Genomic DNA, 18,394 nt, shown 5'->3' with positions numbered 1-18,394 from the left:
AGCCTGTCGAGACCTTCGTTCGCGCCTTGCGTTTGGAGATCCCGGGGCAAGCGCGGGATGACGGCAGTGCCGCGTGCGTCGCAGCCGTCCGTCATCCCGGGCGAACGTCGGGATCTCCATGACGGTTGCGCCTGTGAGCAGGAAATAGAACCGTCCCCGATGACGGATCAGGCCGAGCGGCTGGTTGAGAGTTCAGCCAACCGGCGCAGCGCGGTGACGGCCTCGTCTCGCAGCGGGGCGTCGTCCAAGGCGGCGAGGGCCAGGTTCAGGTCGTCGGCGATGCGTTGCTCGGTGGCCGCGAGCGCGCCCGAGGTGACGATGATCTCGCGGGCGGTCGCCACGTCGGTGGCGTCGAGTTCGGCGTTGCCCAACAGTCCGGCCAGCCGTTCTTTCGCGGTGTCGGAGGCCAGTTCGAGCGCGTGCGCGACCAGCACCGTGCGCTTGCCCTCGCGCAGGTCGTCGCCGGCCGGCTTGCCGGTGACCTCGGGCTCGCCGAACACTCCCAGCACGTCGTCGCGAAACTGGAACGCCCGCCCCAGCGGCGACCCGTAGGCACCCAGGGCGACCAGCGCGGCATCGCTTCCGCCGGCCAGCGCTGCGCCCAGTTGCAGCGGCCGGATCACCGTGTAACGCGAGGTCTTGAACTCGACCACCTGCGGCACCAGGGTCATCAGGTCGACGGCACCGATCGGCTCGGCCTGGGCGAATACATCGAGAAACTGCCCGGAAATGACCTCGGTGCGCATTGTGTCGAGCAGGGGGGTGGCTCGGGCGACGGCGTCCGCGGGCAGCCCGCACCCCGTGAACATCTCCATCGACCACACCAGCAGCAGGTCGCCGAGCAGAATCGCGCCGGCCCGTCCGAATGCCTGTGCATCACCCAGCAGTCCACCGTCGGCGTGCCAGGCCTCGAACTGACGATGCGCCGCGGCTAAGCCGCGTCGGGTGTCCGAGGCGTCCATCACGTCGTCGTGCACCAGGGCCGAGACGTGCAGCAGGTCGAGGCTGGCCGCAGCGCGCACCAGCGCGTCGGGGTCGCTCGGCTCGGCGACGGCGGCGTAGCCCCACCAGCAGAAGGCCGGCCGCAACCGTTTGCCGCCGGCGGTGAATACTTGGGCCAACTCGATCAGCGAGCCCAACTGGGGGGCCACAGCGGTAAGCAGGGTAGCGTGCCCCGCGACGAACTCGCCCAGCACGCCGCCCACAGCGGCACGAAAGGGAGCGCCCAGCGGATCGGCTCCAGCGAAAACGCCCATGGTGCGAGCCTAGTAGGTGGTGCGTGCTGCCTTATGCCTCAAAAGAAGCGGAACTGCCCACCGAGATGTCAGACGAACATGCCGCCCGCCGCCAGTTGCCTGCCAAGGGGTAGCCTGTAACGGTCAACCCGGCGGCGAGGGCGTGCCGGTAGGACCAGCGCGTCCAACAGCTGCACCGGGGTAGGTGGCGCATCGCCAGAGCCGTGACATACAGGACATACCAGTCGCGGTGAGCGGTCGGCACCAGGTCCCGCTGCAACTCAAATCCGACGAACAGTTGCACCCCCGCCGAGCTGCCGAAGCTCCCGCGTCGCCGGGCCCGACGCGGTGTACTCACTGGGGGTAGTACGCCCCCCTGGCGGCCGGCGCGGCGGTCATGAACTCGACCACGCGCAGCGCGCCCGTGACCTGCGGTGAGGACGCCACACGTCGAGACCGGGCTGCACCTGCGCGGTTGCCGACCGCGCGAGGCCATCGGCACCCCCACCTACGCTGGCAATGGCGTCGCCATCATCGTCACAGGCAACGGCGCGCACGCGGTCTGCGCCCAGGTCGCCACCTAGTGAGTCAGCAGCAGCGTGCCGGCCGGGAAGAAGCGGTTCGATCGCTGCGGCGGCGACGATCAAAACGCAGTGACCGGTGACAGGTGGGGTTGAGCGCGACGATCGATGGGCGCACCTTTCCTATTGTGACCTTGCTGTGCGGCATTCCGACGCGGGTACCAAATGGCCCGGGTCGTGTGCACGACCCGGGCCACGGTTTACGCTGTGTCAGCGGCCGCGGAGCTCTGGCTGTAGAGACTTCGGCGTGTCGACGGGAGCCTTGTCGGCATTCATCGTGGCGTCGTTTCCGATCACTTGGACGACACCATCGCTGACCCGGCGGTGGCCGTTGTTGTCAGAGACGATGGCGCGGAACGTGACGGGTGTTCCCGCTGGAATGCCCGCCGGGTCGAACCAGACCGACCAGTTGGGGTTGTCGTCGGTGCCGATGGAGGTCCAGGCCGCGTTTCCGACTTTGGCGACGAAGGTGACCTGGTCGTTACTGCCGCCCTGGTTTGATGTGCGGGCTTTGATCTGCCATCGGTCGGTGACGGTGGCGCCGGGCGTCATGCCGTCCAAGGTGATTGAGGGTGCGGCGCTGCTCTTCGCGACCGGCTTGGCCGCTTTGAAAACGATCACGGACATATGGGGGACGGTGACGGTGAGCTTCTTGTCGATGTCGGTGTACTGGGTTTGGCTCCCGGCCGGGTAGAGCTGGGTGAATGCCATGTCGCGGCTGTAGGTGGGGATCTTCACCTGCTTGTCGCTCCAGCCGTTGTTGACCGCGACGACGTACTCGACGCCTTTGGCGGCGTCAGTTCGACTCATGGCAAACACGCCCTGGCCCTCGTCCACGTAGCGGGTGACCTGCGCGCCGTCCTTGAGGGCCGGGTTGGCGTTGACCACCGACGCAAGGCGTTGGATCTGCCGGTACATCGGCGCCGTGGTGCTGTAGTTGTCCTGAGCGCCTGTCCGGTCGGTGCCGAGCAGCTTCTCCTTGGCGTACTCGGGAACCTGGCTGGCGAACAGTGATTCGCGTGCTCCTGTGTCGTTTCCGTCACCGACGAAGCCCTGCTCGTCGCCGTAGTAGACGATGGGGTTGCCGCGGGAGAAGAACAGCACCGCGTTGGCCACGTTCAGCCGTCGCAGCAAAGCCCAGTCGGGTTGCGACGGGGTGTCGATCCGCAGCATGTTCGCGATGCGGCCCATGTCGTGGTTGCTGACGAAGGTGGCGAGGTTGTAGGCGTTGAACTTCTTCGTGGTGTACATGTCGTCCTGGGCGAACAGGTCGGCCAGGGTCGAGACTGGGGCGTTCTCGGACAGCGTCTTGCGGATCGCACCCTGGAAGGCGAAGTCGAGCATGGATCCACTGTTGCCCTTGGTCGACCACCACGACACCTCCGGCGCCGTGGGCGAGGCCACCTCGCCGAACACGTAGAACTTCTTCTTGCCCACGGAGGCCGCGTACTTCTCGACGTCGGGCATCACCTGCTGCCAGAACTCGATGTTGACGTGCTTGTAGGTGTCGATGCGGAAGCCGTCGACCCCGTAGTTCTTCACGTATCCCTTGAAGATGTCCTTGAAGCCCTTGACCACCTCGGGCTTCTCGGTGAAGACGTCGTCTAAACCGATGAAGTCGCCCCACACCGAGCTCTCGCCGGTGAAGGTGGAGTCTCCTCGGTTGTGATAGTTGAGCGGGTTGTTGAGGAAGGCTGGAGACCGTTTCGTGGCGTCGGACGCACTGCGCAGCACCGGCGTGTAGGGCATGTCCTCGACCTTCATCTGCGGGAACGTGCTGCTGGCCGCGTACTGGTGGGGGTCGAAGGTGTTGCCGTTGATGTCCTTGTACGGGTATTGGTCGGAGCCCCGGTAGGTGTACTCCTTCTGGGCGTAGTCGAACACGTCGGCAGTGTGGTTGGCCACCACGTCGAAGATGACCTTCATGCCGCGCTTGTGGGCGGCCGCGATGAAGGCCTTCACCTCCGCCGGCGTGCCGACATGCTTGTCCATCTTGTCGAAGCCGGTGATCCAATAGCCGTGGTAGGACGCCGAGGTGTAGTTGGGCAGGATCTGCACCGGGTCGTTCTCGTAGGGCGGGGTGATCCAGATCGCGTTCATGCCGAGGCTCTGGATGTAGTCCAGCTTCTCGGTGAGGCCCTTGATGTCGCCGCCGTTGTAGAACTGCTTCTTGGTCGCGTCGAACCCGTGCTGCAGGGGTCCGCCGGAGATCCCGCCGGTGTCGTTGGACGGGTCACCGTTGGCGAACCGGTCCGTCATCACCGAGTACATGTTGAGAGTCGTCTCCTGATTGCGTGCACTCTTGCCGGCCAATGATTTGGCCTGGCTTGCAGAGATCGGCGCAGCGGTGAAGTCACTGGGACCGGCTGTGGCCGTTCCAGGCCCGGAGGCCAGGGTCAGGCCGGTGGTGAGGGCGCACACGGCGGTGAGCTTGATTGACTTTTTCATGAAGGTCACTTCCCCTCAAACGCGATGGTGACGTTGGCAGCAGAGATCGGCACCCGGACGGTCACGGTGCCTTTCTTGGCGTCCACCTTGGTGATCTTCACACCCTTGCTGGACGCGTCTGCATTGATCGAGGCCTCGGATGGATTGACCTTGGCTCCGGCGGCACCGCCGAACACGGGCAGGTCGCCACGCAGCACCACGTCGTAGGTCTTGAGCTTCGATGAGTAGCCGGCATGGGTCTTCTTGGTCGACAAGGAGACCGAACCGTTCGCTGTGGTCGACACGTTGATGCGATAGGTGTTGTAGCCGCCCTTCTTGTACGCCTCGGTTTTGCCGTCGTCCTCGTACAGGGTTCCGGTGGCCTTGCCGTTGCCGAGAAACACGTTGAAGGCGACATTGGTGAAGTCGTTCTGTCCGGTGTGCTGTTGCACTTCGCGGGTGGGGATCACCGATCCGGCCGCCACGTAGATGGGCATCACGTCCAGCGGTGCGTCCTTGGTGATGGTCTGGCCGCCGGCGTGCTTTTCGCCGGTCCACCAGTCGATCCAGTCCTTGCCCGTGGGCAGGTATACCTGCCGCGATGTGGCGCCCTTGGTGACCACTGGTGCCACCATGATCGAGTCGCCCCACATGAACTGATCGGAGATGTTGCGCACCGCCGGGTCGTTCTGGAACTGGTACACCAGCGCCTGCTGGACCGGTCGGCCGTCCCTGGTCGAGTTGTGGAACGCCGTGTTGGTGTACGGCAGCAGGCTGTAGCGCAGGCTGACGTACTTGCGGGCGATGTCCTCCACCTCGGAGCCGAGGCACCAGGGCTCCTGGCACTGCTGATCGGGCTGGAAGTTGTTGTCGTAGTGCACGCGCGCGAACGGTGCGAACGAGCCACTTTCGATCCACCGAGCGAACAACTCGGGGGTGGTGTCACCGACGAACCCGCCGATGTCGTTGCCCACATGCGGCACGCCCGACAGCCCGACGTTCATGTTGAGCGGCAGAGTCAGGGCCAGATGGTCCCAGTTGCTGACGTTGTCGCCGCTCCACAACGCTGCGTAGCGCTGCGATCCGGCGTACATGTCACGGCTGAACACGAAGGCCCGTTCGTTCGGCTTCACCTTCTTCAACCCCTCGTAGGTGGCCACCGTGTTCCAGAACCCGTAGATGTTGTGAACCTCGGTGTGCTGCTTGGTGCCGTTGCTGAACTCGACCTCCAATGGCAGCGTGTGATTGGGGCCGATGAAGTCGGCCGGTTCGTTCATGTCGAGCCAGATGCCGTCCACGCCCTTGTCGGTGAGCTTCGGCATCTGGTTCGCCCACCATTCGCGCACGTCGGCGCGGCTGAAGTCCGGGAAGTAGGCGGTGCCGGGCCAGACGGCGCCCTCGTAGTTGCTGCCGTCGGGGTTGGTCGCCCAGTAGCCCTTGGCCGTGCCCTCGTCGGACATCCAGTAGCCGCTCTCTTTCTTGACGCCTGGGTCGTTGATGGCGATCGTCTTCACCCCCATCGACTCCAGCTGATCGTCGATCTTGTTCTGGTCACCCCAGTTCTTGCCCCAGGTGAACACTCGCCAGCCATCCATGTAGTCGATGTCCATGTTCATCGCGTCCAGCGGGATCTTCCGTTCGCGGTAGCCCTTGGCGACGTCGACAATCTTGCTGCCCGGGGAGTATCCCCAGTGGCTTTGCTCCCACCCCAGTGACCATTCCGGAGGCTGCTGGTAGCGCCCGGTCAACTGGGTGTATCGGTCGAGCACGTCGCCCATCTTGGGACCGTTGATGAAGTAGTAGTTCAGTTCGCCGCCGTTGGCGTAGAAGTAGTAGTAGTCGGGGGACTCGCTGGCCATCTCCCACATCGAGTGGTGGGTGTTGTCGAAGAAGATGCCGTAGGCGCCGTTGCTCTTCAGTCCGGTGAAGAACGGGATGGACGTGTAGATGTATTTGGCGTCGGCCTCGTAGGCGTAGTGGTCGGTGTTCCACATGCCGATGCTGTCCCCGCGCTTGTTGAGACCCTTGGTCTGCTCACCGAAACCGTAGAACGCTTCGCTCTTGTCGGTCTTCTTGAAGACGTAGGGCTTGCCGTCCTCGTAGCCGCTGCCGAAGCGCGAGTCGTCGGCGTTGATGACGTTGCCCTTCTTGTCCAGCATGGTGACGCCAAACTTGCTCAGGCTGATCCGTACCGTGACGCCCTTGGTTTTCATGGTGTAGGTGGAGCGCGACTTGCTGCGTTTGATCGACACCTTGTTGATCCGGTTCTTCACCACAGCCACGCTCTGGTAGGCGGGTTGTCCGGCAGCCTGCAATGTGACCTTCACCACATCAGCGCTGACGAAGCGCACCAGACCCACGAATGACCCCATCTCGAGCTTGACGCCGTCGCTGGTGGCGGTGGTCTTCGTGACCTTGAGGTTTTGCAGGTTGGATTTGTCCAGTGGCACCTCCTCGCCCGGATTGGTTGCCCGTTGCGCCTTGGCGTCGTCCGCGGCCAGTTGGGCACGACGCTCCTTCTCCAGCTTTTGAGCCTGCTGTGCGCTCAGGTCTTTGTCGGGTGTGGGGACGGGCTCGGCGGACGCGAACATGGGCACGGTGAGGGTGCAGGCCAGTGCAACACCGGCAGTGAGGAGGGAAAGTCGGCCACGGGCGAAGGGGGCGCCGCCGCGCTTGGTTGACGTGATCGACTGGTTGTCTGGAGTATTCATCAGCGAACCGATCTAGGAGTGGGAATTGTGGGGTGGGCGTGCTCGGCGTGATGCCTGGCACGGTGACTGCCGGCGGTGCATCGAGCTGTGACGGTGATGGCTGGCGGGGCCCTGCTCCGGCTCGGGCGGAACCTCATCCGCCGACTTCGATGTGTCGGGACAGGATTGCCGGTCGTCGCACTGCCGCCCTGATGGCGAGCCAAGCCGCGCCGCGCGCCCACAGCTCATCCCCGCTGCGATCGATCACCAAGCGGCACTCCGACCAGCCTGCAGAGAACGTGTGGTCGGCCGTCGCCCGTCGCAGTGGCTGCTCCATGAAATCCATCCCGCTCGTCATCTCACCGGCAATGATGACCAGCGCGGGATTCACGAGATTCACCACCGACGCCACGGCGCGGCCCAGCAACTCCCCGGTACGAGCCAGCCCATCCAAGACGACTGGATTGCCCGCCTCAGCCAGCCGCAAGATGTCGTGGAAGTCGCGAATGTCGATGCCAGGCAGTCGCTCACGCAACGCCGCGACGACTGCCTGGTCTGATACAACCGCCTCCAGGCATCCCCGGTTGCCGCAGCCGCACAAAGGCCCGTCCGGCAGCAACGGCAGGTGGCCCAGTTCCCCGGCAGACCCTGACGTGCCCGCATGCAGCCGGCCGCCGAGAACCAGGCCGCAGCCCAGCCCTCGACCGATTGTGATCACTGCGAGGTCATCGACGCGGCGTCCTGCGCCGAGCCAGTGTTCGCCGGCAGCGAGCGCGTTGACGTCGTTCAAGGTGACTGTCGGTAAGCCGGTGGCCCGCGCAACCGTCGAACTGACGTCGACCTGGCGCCAGTTCAGAATGTGTGAATCTACGACCAACCGGCCCTCGACGACATGGCCGCCGACCCCGATGCCCAACCCGATAACGCGCGCATCGGCGGCGTCGACCAACTCCAGTCCTCGTCGGGTCAACGCCTGGGCCATCTCGGCGACCATGCCAAGCACCCCGTCGGGTTCACGAGAACTTAGTGGGAGGCTGTCGGCGACGATGACGCCGCCGGCAATGTCGGTTACCGCACCGGTCAGTTTCTCGGGGCCGATCTTCACCCCGACCGCCAGGTGGTGAGCGTGTCTCACCCTGACCCGTTTACCTGGCCGGCCCCGCGCTGGCGTCACGGGCCTGTCGACCGATTCCACGACCCATCCCGCGGCGGCAAGTGCAGGAACCGTCCGGGCGATGGTGGAGGTGTCCAGTCCGGTCGAATGGGCGAGTTGCTGTCGGGACTGGGGGCCCGACCGCATCAACGCGGCCAGAATCCCGGCATGGAGTCGAGCCGGGGGGTCGAGAACACGGGCGCGCACCGTCGATCACACCTCGATGAAGTTCAGGTTGATGGCCCCGACATCCTGGCTCGAACGACCGATCGTGATGAGATTGAGCCCGCGGCCCAGGTTGATTTCCCCGGGAACGGTGCCCCAGACGTCCCACGCCGACAGATGCGGAAAGCCGACCTGAAAGGGTGCGGCCACCGTTGAGCCATCGACCCGCTGGACGGTGACGGTCATGGTGGACCGGTAGCCCATCGAGTTCGCGTAGCGGTACCGAATCGGACGAATGCCGGCGGTTGGCGAGTTGACCGCGAAGGTCACCTGTGGTGCCTCCGACGCGGCCTCCAACTTGTCGACGAAACCGATCGCGCGATGATGCAGATGGTTGTTGTTGAAGTTCGCGCCACCGCCCCACGCGGCAAACACAGCCTGGAAGCGGCGACCGGTCTTCGGTGTCACCCGAAAGATGCGCGAGGTATGCGGAGCCAGCGAGACGCTGATGCCGACCTGATCGGCCTGTTCACTGTGCGTCCACAGATCGCGCACGGTGGCGCCCCCGTCGAAGCCAAGGTCGGCGGCGAAATCAATACTCTTCGTGACCGTCTCGGTATCGCCACGATTGAACAGGGCCACCGCCCAGCCGCCGTCCGGCAGTTGCCCAGCCCAGCGTTCGGTGTCGCGCGAACCGGGGTCGTCCCAGTACCGGCGGCCGTTGAGGAACAGGGGGCGCCCGCTCAATCCCGCCGCATTGAGTTCCAAGAGCTCCCTGTTCGTGAATACCCACCCATGCCCATCAATGGTGGCGTGGGTATCGCCGATCGTCAGCGGAGAGCCTGCGATGACCATCAGGTTCATCATCGTCTTGCGCTCTTCGTCGGTGGAGAACGTACTGGGCATCAAGAAATCGCCATCCAGGATCAACTGCCCCCGACCCGCACGATGCGACCAACCCGTGAATCCGCAAAACGGGTTGTGCCAGTTGGGCCACACCGACTGGTAGCTCTGGCGGCCACCGCTGAGTCGGGCCCAACCACCACGGTCCGCATCGGCGTTGATGCGCACCATGTCCCCGTGTCGCAGCTCCAGCTTCGCATCCTCGTGCAGATGTGGCATCACCAGCGAGAGCATCATGTCCGCGCCGGCCGCTTCGTCCATCCAACGCAGCGCGGTTTCGTACGCCTCGCGACCGTGCGCGACGCCGACCCGGCCAATTCCAGCGTCAGTGCCGCTCTCGAACCAGGACAGGAAATCTACCCGCAGGTAGCGCACACCCAACGCCGCGAAGTAGCGCACGTACCCTTGCACGTACTCCTTCGCGCCCGGCCGCGCGACATCGAGCCAATAGAGCCCGAGTCCCGCGCCCTTGGTCGAGAAGAGATCTCCGTCGGCCACCAGGTCTGCGACGGCGACGTCCGGCCGCCCAAGCACCTTTTTGGACCGATCCCGCAATGACGACTCGGTGACCCACAACGGGTTGTAGTAGACGCCGAGCTCCATGCCGCGCTGTTCCAGATAACCCTTCCAGTACGCCCAATCATGCTCCCACTCGTCGTTGTAGCTGATCACGTACCCGTTGGGAGTCGTCCTGGTCGACCACTCCACCCAGCCGTCGGTATTGGCCATGGTGTACCCGAACGGGGCATACTCGCGGGCCAACCAGTCGATGTTGGCTTGCCACTCCGCCTCTGGGATGGGCGCGTCGTGCGGAAAGTTGTAGCCGTAGGTGTTCCAGTACAGGGGACCGGCCCCCCTTCTGCTCCACACCGCGTCCCGGCTTGTGGGCGATAACTCAACGGCGCCTTGAGCTGCGGGTGTGCTGACGACGGCGGCGGCGCTAGCAGCGGCGGCCGCGATGCCGCCGAGGAAGGTGCGCCTCGAGGTCGGGACCACGGGGACTCGCTCTCTTCGAGAGACCCTTGAGGGTGCTGTGGGTCAACTGTGGAATAGAGTGTCTACGGCACAAAAGTCAGTCAAGGCCGTGCCACGGGTCGAGACGGAACCTGGCGCGACGAAGCGGCCCCTCGGCGAGCGATCAACTCGATGGGTCGCCGGTGTTGGCGCTATCAGTGAGGCCGATCCGGATGGGCCCGGGACGGTAGTCACCGGTTTCGCTGAGTGAAGTGCGCACCGTGACCGCGTGCAAGCGCGGAACCCAGGGACGCCCGATCCCCCCACACATGCTGCCACGGGGATTCCACCACGGAAAGGGCAGCCTCACTCGTTCCGTCGGCTCTGCAGTAGAACGGCGAAGCGCCCTCATCGGCACGGTCGACCGCGCCGCGTGCGGCAGATCCGGATGTTTGCGCAGCGAAATTGGCGACCACGACCGCTTTGGACACCACCATGGCCTGTTCGGTGCGCACATGCAGATAGGTGGCGTCCAGATACACGTAGGGGAAACCGGTGTGATCGAGCCGGCGGGTGCGGAACGCACCGACGGTCTCATCCAGCCCGGCACAATTCTGGACACCTCAGCGATCCGGGCCACGGTCAGGTGCTGCACCACCAGGCCTTCCAACGCCCACCGCAGCGCCCGCCGCGACAACCTGGCCCGCGGCTCGGCCGCTCTTGTGGTGTCCTGGCGCCACACGTGACCGCAGCCGGTGCAGCGGTAACGGCGGATCGTGACCTCCAACACGGTCGGTCGCCAGCCGAGCGGTTCATGAGCGAGCCGACGCACCACCGTGTCACGCACCACGCCCTCGCAGCCGCACCGTCGACACCACTGATCCTGCTCGACGACCCGACAGGCGAGCACCGCCCGCTGCGGCTCCAAGCGTTGCCCGACCACCACCAGACCAAGCTCATCCACGCGGCAGAACGTGGTCACATCAGGGCTCGCGAAGGTAGCGTCAGGCACGTCGAAGTCTTCCGGATGGGTTGGAGTGAGAACCCCATCCTCGGGAGACCTCGACCCCTAACCCGTGACCGACGCGCCAGCCGCCCTCACACCCAACTACACCGTGGATTGTGAAGAGCCCGTTTAGTTCTTCCATGACCACATCGAATCAGGCTTCCGGCGCCGTTTACTATCCGACTCAGGGGTGGCTTCGGCTGCTGTTGCTCTGACCGGCTTGGGCGTTCTGCGGCTTACACCCCAGGGTGTGTGTTGCAGGGCCCGGCTTTGGAGCAGGCTCGAAAGGTGCAGCGTTGCACTCGCGCCGCACTCGTCCAATGCTCTTGGAGAAGCCATGTCCCTCACTACCCCCGTTCCTGGCGCGCCCAGCCCGCAATCGCCTCACGCGGCGCAACCGGTCGATCCGACCGGCCCGCTTCCGCCTGCTAACGATCAGCGCGGACCCGATCCGCACACCGCGACCGGCGCGCCGCTGCCCGTGCCCGGCACGGCCTTTGCCCAGCAGGGGGCCCGGCTGACCTCGCCCGGCGGGGTTCCGCTGCGCGACACCGACCATTCGTTGAAGGCCGGACGGCGCGGCCCGGTGCTGCTGGCCGACCAGCACCTGCGCGAGAAGATCAACCATTTCGACCATGAGCGGATACCGGAGCGGGTGGTGCATGCCCGCGGTGCGGCGGCGCACGGCACGTTCGTCGCCAACGGTGCGGCGGCCGGCATCTGCCGGGCGGCGTTCCTGCAGCCCGGAGTGGAGACGCCGGTGTTCGTCCGGTTCTCCACCGTGCTGGGCTCGCGCGGCTCGGCCGACACGGTCCGTGACACCCGCGGCTTCGCGGTGAAGTTCTACACCTCCGAGGGCGTCCACGACCTTGTGGGCAACAACATTCCGGTGTTCTTCATTCAGGACGGCATCAAGTTCCCCGACATCATCCACGCCGGCAAGCCGCACCCGAGCCGGGAGATTCCGCAGGCCCAGTCGGCGCACGACACCTTCTGGGACTTCGTGTCGCTGCACACCGAGGCGCAGGCGCACACCATCTGGAACATGTCCGATCGCGGAATTCCACGCTCGCTGCGCATGATGGAGGGCTTCGGGGTGCACGCCTTCCGACTGATCGACGCAGACGGCGACACCTGCCTGGTGAAGTTCCACTGGAAGCCCAAGGCCGGCGTGCACGGCCTGGTCTGGGAAGAGGCGCAACTGCTCTGCGGGCTGGATCCGGACTTTCACCGGCGCGACCTGGCCGACGCGATCGAGGCCGGCAACTTTCCGCAGTGGGATCTGGGCGTGCAGGTGATGCCAGAGACCGACGACGAGCTGTTCGAGGGCATCGACCTGCTCGATCCCACCAAGTTCGTGCCCGAGGAGCTGTGCCCGGTGCAGGTGATCGGCACCATGACGCTGACGGCGAACCCGGTGAACTACTTCGCCGAGACCGAGCAGGTGGCGTTCCAGGTCGGCAACCTGGTGCCGGGCATCGACGTCACCAACGATCCGTTGCTGCAGGTGCGGCTGTTCAGTTACCTCGACACCCAGATGACCCGGCTCGGCGGCCCGAACTTCACCCAACTTCCGATCAACCGGAGCCACGCCCCGGTCAACGACCTGCTGCGGGACGGCATGCACCAGGGTGCGGTGCACGGCGGGGTGGCGCCGTACCACCCCAACTCGCTGGACGGCGGCTGCCCGTTCGTGGTCACCGAGGGCGCGTTCATCGAGGCGCCCCGGATACCGGAGGCGAACGCGCGGGTGCGGCAGCTGCCGGCTTCCTTCGAGGACCACTTCAGTCAGGCCGGCCTGTTCTTCCGGTCGCTCAGTGCAGTCGAACGCGATCACGTGGTGGCCGCCTACACCTTCGAGTTGAGCAAGTGCTACGAACTGGTGATCCGGCAGCGCCAGCTGGACCAGCTGGCGGCGATCGACGCCGACCTGGCCGCCGGGGTGGCGGCCGGCCTCGGGCTGCCGGTGCCGGACGGCGGCCCAGTCTCGTCCGATCAGCGATCCCCCGCGCTGTCCATGGTGGGTGGCTCGTGGCCGGTGACCGGGCGAACTGTCGGCGTGGTGATCGGCGCGGAGCGGGTGCCCGGCGTCGGTGACCTGTTGGACGGCCTGCGCGGTGCGGGCCTGCTGCCGTTGGTGATCGGCCCGGCGGGGAGCAGTGTCGAGGGTGAGTTGCCGCAGCGCAGCTACGGCACGGCGGTCGCCGTCGAGTTGGACGCCTTGGTGATCGCCGCGTCTACGCCTCCCGAGCCGGGCGCCACGCCGACGCTGGACGCCCGGGCCGCCCCGTCCGGTGAGGTGGACGTGGATGCCCGGGTGGTCGAGCTGCTCCGGCAGGCGTGGCGGCACGCCAAGCCGATAGCAGCCATGGGCGAGGGAAAGGACGTGCTGGAACGGGTCGGCATCGACGGGGCAGGTGTGGTGAGCGGTCAGCCGGCCGCTCTGGTGGACGACCTGACCGACCTGTTGGCCGCTCACCGGGTGTGGCAGCGGTTCGAACCGGCCGGGGCCGACGCATGAAGGCGCTGACCTGGCACGGGCTCGAGGACGTCCGTGTCGAGAGCGTGCCCGACCCGTCCATCGAGCAGCCGACCGATGCGATCGTCCGGGTCACGTCGACCGCGATCTGCGGCTCCGACCTGCACCTGTACGGGGTGCTCGCCCCCTACCTGACCAGGGGTGACGTGCTCGGCCACGAGTTCATGGGAGTGGTCGAGCAGGTGGGCTCGGACGTCGGCGAGCTGAAGGTCGGCGACCGGGTGGTGGTGCCCTTCAACATCTCGTGCGGGCATTGCTGGATGTGTTCGCGCGGCCTGTTCGCGCAGTGCGAGACCACCCAGAACACTGAGCAGGGCAAGGGCGCCAGCCTCTTCGGCTACACCAGTCTCTACGGCGCGGTGCCGGGCGGGCAGGCCGAGTACGTTCGGGTGCCGCACGCCGACTTCGGCCCGATCCGGCTGCCGGAGGATTTGCCGGACGAGCGGTTCCTGTACCTGTCCGACATCCTGCCCACCGCCTGGCAGGGGGTGCAGTACGCCGACGTCGGGCCCGACGACACCCTCGCCGTGATCGGGCTGGGCCCGGTCGGCCAACTGGCGGTGCGCAGCGCGCTGCACCGAGGTGTCGGCAGGGTGATCGGCGTCGACCTGGTGCCGGAGCGGTTGGCGAGGGCAGCGGCCAGCGGATCGGAGGTGGTGAACGCCGCCGCGGTGGACGATGTCGCCGGCGCCCTGCGGGATCTCACCGAGGGCCGTGGACCCGACGGGGTGCTGGAGGCGGTCGGCATGGAGGCGCACGGTAGCCCGGTGGCCGCGGCGGTGATCGGTGCTGCGGCCCGGCTGCCGAAGCCGGTCGCGCAGGCTGCCGTCGAGAGCGTCGGCATCGACCGGCTGGCGGCGCTGAACCTCAGCCTGGAGTCGGTGCGGCGGGGCGGCACGGTCAGCATCAGCGGCGTCTACGGCGGTATGGCCGACCCACTGCCGATGATGACCATGTTCGACAAGGGCCTCACCCTGCGGATGGGCCAGTGCCACGTGAAGCGCTGGACCGATGAACTGCTCGAGATCGCGCTGCGTCCCGGCGACGAGTTGGGGCTGGAAACGCTGGCCACCCACCGGTTGCCGCTGAGCGAGGCACCGGAGGCCTATCGCATGTTCCAGCAGAAGACCGACGGCTGCCTGAAGGTGGTGCTGCACCCGTGAGCGGGTTCAGGCGGGAAGGTCCGCACCCCGGACCGCAGGCGTCGCTCTGGTCGTCGGGGCTTCCCGCGGCCTCGGCCTGCTGATCGCCGCCGAACTGATCCGGCTCGGTTACCGGGTGGCGATCGCCGCCCGGAACCAGGACGAACTCGCTGCCGCCATCGACCGCCTCGGACCCCGGGCGCACTCCTACCTGTGCGATGTGCGCGACCACGACCAGATCGTCGACCTGGGCGGCGCGGTCGAGGGCGAGTTGGGGCCGATCGAGGTGTCCATTCATGTGGCGGGCATCATCCACGTGGGTCCAGCCGCCGACGTCAGCTTGGCGCACTTCGACGACGCCATCGCCACCATGCTCAAGGGCCCGATCGAGCTGGCCTGGGCGGTACTGCCGGGCATGCGGCGACGCCGCCGGGGACGAATCGGTACCGTCGCCTCGGTCGGGGGCATCGTCGCGCCGCCGCACCTGCTGCCCCACGCGACCGCCAAGTTCGGCGCCGTCGGGTTCTCCGACGGGCTCGCCGCCGAATTGGCCGGCAGCGGGGTCACCGCCACCACCATCGTCCCGGGCTTGATCAGGTCTTTGAACTGAAGGCCGTCGACCTCGATCAGCTGCTTGACTCGAACCTGGAGCGTCGGCTGGTCATCATTGACTCCTCGCCTTGGATGAGTCGAACCTACGTCCGGGCCGACGCCCACGTCAGGGGGTTGCCAATTGGTTGCACGCCCGTGACGGCTCACCCAACGGGTGTCGTCGGGGTGCCGTCCTCGACGTAGATGAGCGCGTCCCAGGCCTGGTTCGGGGTGACCTTCACCGAGTGGAGCATCGGCAGCCACGTGTACCAGGCGGGGAAGGGGACGCCGGCGCTCACCATGGGCATCGAGCGATCGAGGACCTGTCGGTTGGCCGGTGACGCGGCAGCCATCTCCAGGTAGCCGACCCGCGTGCCGGCGAACAGGCCCCGCACTGGCGAGTCGACGCTCACCCGGATGGTCTGGTCATCCGAGCTGAGCTCCACGTGATGGCCGTCGGTGCCTATGGCCCGGTAGGCGTCTCCCCAGCGCTTGGCCGACAGCGAGCCGAGCGTCTCGCCGGGCACCGCGGTCGCCTGACCGGCGCGGTCGACGTGACCGTTGTGGGCGAGCAGCAGGGTGTGCTTAGCCCCGACCTCGGCCCGGCGCTCGACGAGCCAGGCGAGCTGGTCGGCCAGGAGCCGGTCGCGGGCGTCGCCCTGCCGGCTGCCGGTCGCGTACGTGGCGCCGTGCGCCAGCGCTCTGGCCGAAAGACGGGCCCGCAGTGTCGCGTCGTCGCTGCGTCCTGCTGCCGCCTTCTCGACGACGGTCGCCAGCTCGGCCGCCACGGGCGCCGCTGCGACGGCGGCGTTCTTGTCGTACAGCGAGTCGTTGTCGAAGGTCGACAGCCGCTCGGTGAAGGACGCAGCCGCGTCGGCGTCGCGCCTGGCGAGCCAGCGCAGCACCACCTGCTTGTCGGCCTCGGGCGGCTGCACGTCGATGCCGTACAGCCGGATGCGGCGCTCGGCGGGCGTCGACTTGTTGTAGTCCCGGATCCACGTGAGCAGGTCGGCCATCTGCCGGGTGTGATAGATGCCGTAGCCGAACCGCTTCGCCGCCTCCTCGGCGGTGCCGGCACCGCCCTGGAGCCACGCGTCGACCTGGGTCGCGGTGCCCGCACTGTCTTCGAGCGCGACGGTTGTGAAACCATCCGCGACGACCTTGGCGAGCACCTGCTGGCGCACCTGCTGGAACTCGGCCGTCCCGTGCGTGGCCTCGCCGACGGCGAGGACGGTGGCCGACGTGAGGGTCTTCGAGAGGGTCGCGTCGGTGAGCTCGACGGCCTGGGGCTCGCCGGCAGGGCGCGTGGTGACGAAGCGCCAGGCGAACCCGCCGAGCACCAGGACGAGCGCGACGGCGAGGACGATGGCCAGCACCCTAAGGATGGGGCGGCGAGGACGGGTGGGCATGGGGTTCTCCTTCGGAAGGGGTGGGTCAGGACAGGTCGGCGCGCAGCCAGTGCCGGGCACCGGGAATGCCGGGCAGCAGCACCCACACGAGCGAAGCGGTGAGCAGCTGCAGCACGGCCCCCGGCTGGGCGTTGGCCACGGCGAAGGGGGCGTCGAGCGAGAGGTAGGCGAGCAGCTCGCCGACGCGAGGCGAGACGGCGCTCACGAGGCTCGACAGCGTGGGCCAGACGAGCAGCAGCACGATCGGCGCGGCCGCGTTGCGGGCCACGAGGCCCCACGCGAGAGCCGCGAGGCACGTGAGCAGGTTGACGCCGGTGCCGGCGGCGATGCGGGCGAGGCTCAGCGTCCACTGCAGATCCTGCCCGGTCACGAGCGGGACGACGAGCACCATGAGCACGCCGGCCAGCAGCGCGACCGCGGTGACGAGTAGGACCAGGCCTGTCACGACGAGCGCCTTTGCCGTCAGGACGATGCCGCGCCGCGGCTGCAGGGCGAGCGTGGCCGAGATCGTTCCGGTCGAGAACTCGTTCGTCACGAGGAGCACGGAGGCCACCATCGCGGCCAGACCTCCCGGCCAGGACGCCATCGTCACGAGGACGCCGAGCGCCGTGTCGTCGGCCGGGAAGGCCGCCCGGCCGCCCGCGAACACGCCGATGCCGAGCACGGCACCCACCGCGAGGGCGATCCCGGCGCGGGTGTTGAGGAGCGAGCGCAGCTCCATCAGGCAGGCCCGGGCCAGCTGGCGGACGGTGCTCGGGTCGTCGGCCCGTGTGGTGCCGGCGGCGCGACGAGGGACGGTGAGGGTCTGGGACATGCTGGGGCTCCTTGATCAGGCGGCGCGATCGACGCCGCTGGTGAGGGTGAAGTACTCGTCCTCGAGCTCGGCGGCGCCGGCGTCGGCCAAGGGCCGGTTGGCCAGCACCCGACCGGCGCCGATCATGACGACGCGGTCGGCGATCCGGGCGACCTCGGCCAGCTGGTGGCTCGACAGCAGGACGGCCCCGCCGCGCTCGGCGCGCTGGCGCAGCAGACCGGCGAGCCAGCGCTGCCCCTGGGGGTCGAGACCGTTGGCCGGCTCGTCCAGGACGAGGACTGACGGGTCGCCCAGCAGCGCGCGGGCGATGCCGAGCCGCTGCCGCATGCCGAGCGAGTAGGTGCGCACCCGGCGCCGGGACTCGGCACGGGACAGGCCGACCTCGGCAAGCACCTCGTCGGCGCGGCTGAACGGTAGCCCCAGGGTCAGGCAGGCGAGCCGGAGAGTCTCGCGCCCCGTCCGTCCTGGGTGGGCGTCGTCGGCGTTCAGGAGCACACCCGCCACCAGCCCGGGGCTGCGCAGGGTGCGGTAGGCGACCCCGGCCACGGTTGCGGTGCCGGTGTCCGGCTGGACGAGGCCCACCAGGCAGCGTAGGGCGGTGGACTTGCCGGCCCCGTTGGGGCCGAGGAAGCTGACGATGCTGCCGGGCCGGACGGCGAAGCTCACGTCGTCGAGGGCGAGCGTGGCGCCGAAGCGCTTGGTCACGTGGCTGAGCTCGATCATGGTCTCAGTGCACCGCGGCCACCCGGGCGGGCACATCGGGCGATGGGCCGCGCGGCGGGGTC

11 protein-coding genes and 2 pseudogenes are annotated in these 18,394 nt (G+C 67.2%); 3 read left to right on the top strand and 10 right to left on the bottom strand.

Annotation, left to right across the window (positions count from 1 at the left end):
* Positions 1-167: 167 nt before the first annotated feature.
* The 7 genes and pseudogenes from MPLG2_RS11080 to MPLG2_RS11050 all read right to left on the bottom strand — a co-directional run.
* Positions 168-1,256, bottom strand: coding sequence for a polyprenyl synthetase family protein (locus MPLG2_RS11080; RefSeq protein WP_105186172.1), 1,089 nt, complete (start codon positions 1,254-1,256; stop codon positions 168-170).
* 770 nt (positions 1,257-2,026) lie between these two features.
* Positions 2,027-4,264, bottom strand: coding sequence for an alpha-amylase family glycosyl hydrolase (locus MPLG2_RS11075; protein WP_158681080.1), 2,238 nt, complete (start codon positions 4,262-4,264; stop codon positions 2,027-2,029).
* A 5-nt stretch (positions 4,265-4,269) separates the two neighbouring features.
* A complete protein-coding gene (locus tag MPLG2_RS11070; RefSeq protein ID WP_105186170.1) occupies positions 4,270-6,954 on the bottom strand; it encodes a glycoside hydrolase family 31 protein in 2,685 nt (894 codons plus the stop codon).
* A 133-nt stretch (positions 6,955-7,087) separates the two neighbouring features.
* Positions 7,088-8,038, bottom strand: a complete 951-nt coding sequence (locus MPLG2_RS11065) for an ROK family protein (RefSeq protein ID WP_158681078.1) — start codon at positions 8,036-8,038, stop codon at positions 7,088-7,090.
* 261 nt (positions 8,039-8,299) lie between these two features.
* On the bottom strand, positions 8,300-10,150 hold the full coding sequence (locus MPLG2_RS11060; RefSeq protein ID WP_158681076.1) for a hypothetical protein: 1,851 nt from the start codon (positions 10,148-10,150) through the stop codon (positions 8,300-8,302).
* Positions 10,151-10,575: 425 nt separating this feature from the next.
* Positions 10,576-10,719: pseudogene (locus MPLG2_RS19440) on the bottom strand (transposase); the annotation flags it as partial.
* A gap of 11 nt (positions 10,720-10,730) precedes the next feature.
* A pseudogene (locus MPLG2_RS11050) lies at positions 10,731-11,120 on the bottom strand (ISL3 family transposase); the annotation flags it as partial.
* A 475-nt stretch (positions 11,121-11,595) separates the two neighbouring features.
* Here MPLG2_RS11050 and MPLG2_RS11045 point away from each other — a divergent pair.
* Genes MPLG2_RS11045 through MPLG2_RS11035 form a run of 3 tightly spaced genes read left to right on the top strand, consistent with a single transcriptional unit; the run spans position 11,596 to position 15,405 of the window.
* The gene (locus MPLG2_RS11045) at positions 11,596-13,635 is read left to right on the top strand and encodes a catalase (RefSeq protein WP_269459144.1); all 2,040 of its coding nucleotides are present in this window, start codon (positions 11,596-11,598) and stop codon (positions 13,633-13,635) included.
* The gene (locus MPLG2_RS11040) at positions 13,632-14,816 is read left to right on the top strand and encodes a zinc-dependent alcohol dehydrogenase (protein WP_105187625.1); all 1,185 of its coding nucleotides are present in this window, start codon (positions 13,632-13,634) and stop codon (positions 14,814-14,816) included. Before MPLG2_RS11045 ends, MPLG2_RS11040 begins: the two co-directional genes overlap by 4 nt.
* 46 nt (positions 14,817-14,862) lie before the next feature.
* Positions 14,863-15,405 carry an SDR family NAD(P)-dependent oxidoreductase gene (locus MPLG2_RS11035; RefSeq protein WP_105186166.1) on the top strand — a complete coding sequence of 181 codons (543 nt, stop codon included), beginning with the start codon at positions 14,863-14,865 and terminating at the stop codon, positions 15,403-15,405.
* 145 nt (positions 15,406-15,550) lie between these two features.
* On the opposite strand, the gene MPLG2_RS11030 is transcribed toward MPLG2_RS11035, so the two are convergent.
* Genes MPLG2_RS11030 through MPLG2_RS11020 form a run of 3 tightly spaced genes read right to left on the bottom strand, consistent with a single transcriptional unit; the run spans position 15,551 to position 18,332 of the window.
* Entirely contained in the window at positions 15,551-16,855 is a 1,305-nt protein-coding gene (locus MPLG2_RS11030) for an erythromycin esterase family protein (protein ID WP_158681074.1), read from the bottom strand.
* Complete coding sequence (locus MPLG2_RS11025) at positions 16,821-17,609, bottom strand: ABC transporter permease subunit (RefSeq protein ID WP_105186164.1); 789 nt, start codon at positions 17,607-17,609, stop codon at positions 16,821-16,823. Before MPLG2_RS11025 ends, MPLG2_RS11030 begins: the two co-directional genes overlap by 35 nt.
* Positions 17,610-17,624: 15 nt before the next feature.
* Positions 17,625-18,332, bottom strand: coding sequence for an ABC transporter ATP-binding protein (locus MPLG2_RS11020; protein WP_105186163.1), 708 nt, complete (start codon positions 18,330-18,332; stop codon positions 17,625-17,627).
* Positions 18,333-18,394 lie beyond the last annotated feature (62 nt).

The organism is Micropruina glycogenica (genome assembly GCF_900289045.1).
In the GTDB taxonomy this organism is placed as follows: domain Bacteria; phylum Actinomycetota; class Actinomycetes; order Propionibacteriales; family Propionibacteriaceae; genus Micropruina; species Micropruina glycogenica.
This window is presented reverse-complemented; position numbering and strand designations above follow the sequence as displayed.

Coding starts and splice junctions, on each gene's coding strand:
- MPLG2_RS11080 (WP_105186172.1), bottom strand. CDS start 1,256: ATGGGCGTTTTCGCTGGAGCCGATCCGCTGGGCGCTCCCTTTCGTGCC.
- MPLG2_RS11075 (WP_158681080.1), bottom strand. CDS start 4,264: ATGAAAAAGTCAATCAAGCTCACCGCCGTGTGCGCCCTCACCACCGGC.
- MPLG2_RS11070 (WP_105186170.1), bottom strand. CDS start 6,954: ATGAATACTCCAGACAACCAGTCGATCACGTCAACCAAGCGCGGCGGC.
- MPLG2_RS11040 (WP_105187625.1), top strand. CDS start 13,632: ATGAAGGCGCTGACCTGGCACGGGCTCGAGGACGTCCGTGTCGAGAGC.
- MPLG2_RS11025 (WP_105186164.1), bottom strand. CDS start 17,609: ATGTCCCAGACCCTCACCGTCCCTCGTCGCGCCGCCGGCACCACACGG.
- MPLG2_RS11020 (WP_105186163.1), bottom strand. CDS start 18,332: ATGATCGAGCTCAGCCACGTGACCAAGCGCTTCGGCGCCACGCTCGCC.